Origin of the sequence: Moorena sp. SIO3B2 (assembly GCF_010692525.1) — a bacterium.
GTDB classification, from domain to species: domain Bacteria; phylum Cyanobacteriota; class Cyanobacteriia; order Cyanobacteriales; family Coleofasciculaceae; genus Moorena; species Moorena producens.
In genome coordinates this window covers 1-1957 of sequence record NZ_JAAHHE010000743.1, presented here as the reverse complement: position 1 = coordinate 1957, position 1957 = coordinate 1, and the positions used below count along the sequence as shown (strand labels likewise).

The window sequence follows — 1957 nt, the reverse complement described above, 5'->3', positions numbered from 1 at the left end:
CACCATTGATGCAAGAGGTCTACTGTAGGTGGCGGTTTCCGGGGATAATCTGCTGTAGATGGGAAAACTAAGAAGGACTAATGGTCAAAGGAACAGGGGAATCCCTGTCAACCAAACTTCTGTAGTCTCGCGCTTAAACGCCAATAAAGCGGTACAAATCGGGATTTAACACCTCAAAACGGACATGGACATTTTTGTAGCGCTAGGGTAAGATGGAGAAGTAAGAAACAGCAGTTAATGATGCCAAGAAAGTTGGGGACAACCAAGAAAATATCGACTCAAGTCGTTCCCGTAGTGGGAATGAATAATTCGGTCAAGCAAGAGTGGTTCTCTACGATCAAGAAGCTAGGCATCGTTAGAGCCGAGTCTTACAACAAGCTAGGTAGCATTAGCCATTGGGGGATGGATTGGAAAAAGGCTATCCCCGAGATCAAAAGCTTTAGGACTCCTGAAACCCTGGGCTTACCGGCTAAATTGATGGATTGGACGATCAACGATGTAGCCAAGGCAATCACAGCTCAGCAGGCAGCTTCCTCCGATGCTGTAATTAAAAAGATCTACAAAAGATTTCCCGGAAAAGAAAACGAAAAGTGTAGAAAAGAATATGCCACGCAGCTTAAAACCTTAGCTTTCCTGGAGAACCCACTACTTCACCGGCTTGTCAGGAAAGAATTTAAAAGAGGTCATTCTTGGGTTGACAATCAGATGGTTTATCAACAAGTAGGATACAAGTGCAAAAGACTTTCTCCTAATACATACCAGCTGGAAATAGCTGGATTAACGAGTAGAAAAAGAAACAAGATCGTTGTCAAAAGTAACAGAAAAGTAAAAGGTCAGATCAGACTGATATATAATAACCAGTCTCAACAATTTGAGATTCATTTCTTGGTTGACCATGGAAGAGTCGAATCTGTTCGAAGACCTCGCGAGATAGGAGTAGACAAAGGTTACACAGAAGCCTTCTATGATTCGGAAGGCAAGGCTCATGGGAAAGGCTTAGGAGTCTTGCTAAGCAAGAAATCAGATAGAATATGTGCCAAGAACCGAAAAAGAGGAAAGCTTTGGGCACTTCATAGAAAATTAGAAAAGTTAGACCCAGCTAAATCAGCTCGAATATTAAGAAATAATCTGAGCAGAAAAACCGAGAACAAACGTTACAAGCAAGATCAATCAGAAATACAGTCAGTACTCGGAGCTGCCTCCAAGTCACTAGTTGGAGGAAGAGCGTTAAAAGTTTTTGCAGAAGATTTAACACAACCAATTAAGAATAAGCGCCAGTCGTTGGCCATGTCTCGCAAGCTCAATAGCTGGATGATTGGACAGATGCGAGACTCCCTGCAAAAATGGGCTGACTGGACTGGCTCGGTTGTCACGGAAGTTCAGCCTAGTTACACGTCGCAAATTGACTCCAGGAATGGAACCCTATTAGGGAAAAGGACTGGGGACAGTTTTACCGGATTTGATGGGGTCGTGTTGCCGGCTGACCACAATGCTGCCAAGAACATCCTTGCGAGGGGTACGGACTTCGAGATTTCTCGGTTCTCTTCTAGGACTGAGGTTCAGGCCGTGTTGTTGCGTCGTACCGCGCGTTTCTTGAAAGGGTTGGGATTGAGTCTAGCTGATGCAGTTGAGCTTGGTTGGCTTAACTCCAAACATAGTAAGACTCAGGCTTTCAAGCAACTCCTCATCGAGATGTGAGGAACGTCCAGATAGCTGGGTGGTAGGTTTAACTCCAATTACCGTCTAACCACTCCTCACTCGGACAACAATAAATTGTACCTTGACCGTTAAATCCGGGTTTATCCCGATTAATCACGGTTTAAGAGTATCTCAACCCGACAGCAACTTGGGATCAGGAATAAAAGTCCCCAGCTAAAATTTTCCTTGGAGACATCTTAATGCTGCGACTCGAACAAATTAGTAAAGTATACCCCACTGGCGAAGTTCTAAAGGATGT

General features: G+C 44.1%; 1 protein-coding gene. It reads left to right on the top strand.

The window, feature by feature from the left end:
* Positions 1 to 240: 240 nt before the first annotated feature.
* Positions 241 to 1698 (top strand): zinc ribbon domain-containing protein, encoded by a 1458-nt coding sequence (locus F6K38_RS40505; RefSeq protein ID WP_044495634.1) that lies wholly within the window; start codon positions 241 to 243, stop codon positions 1696 to 1698.
* Positions 1699 to 1957 lie beyond the last annotated feature (259 nt).

Bases quoted from the DNA above. Each gene is read 5' to 3' on its own strand.
- F6K38_RS40505 (WP_044495634.1), top strand. From the start codon at position 241: ATGCCAAGAAAGTTGGGGACAACCAAGAAAATATCGACTCAAGTCGTT.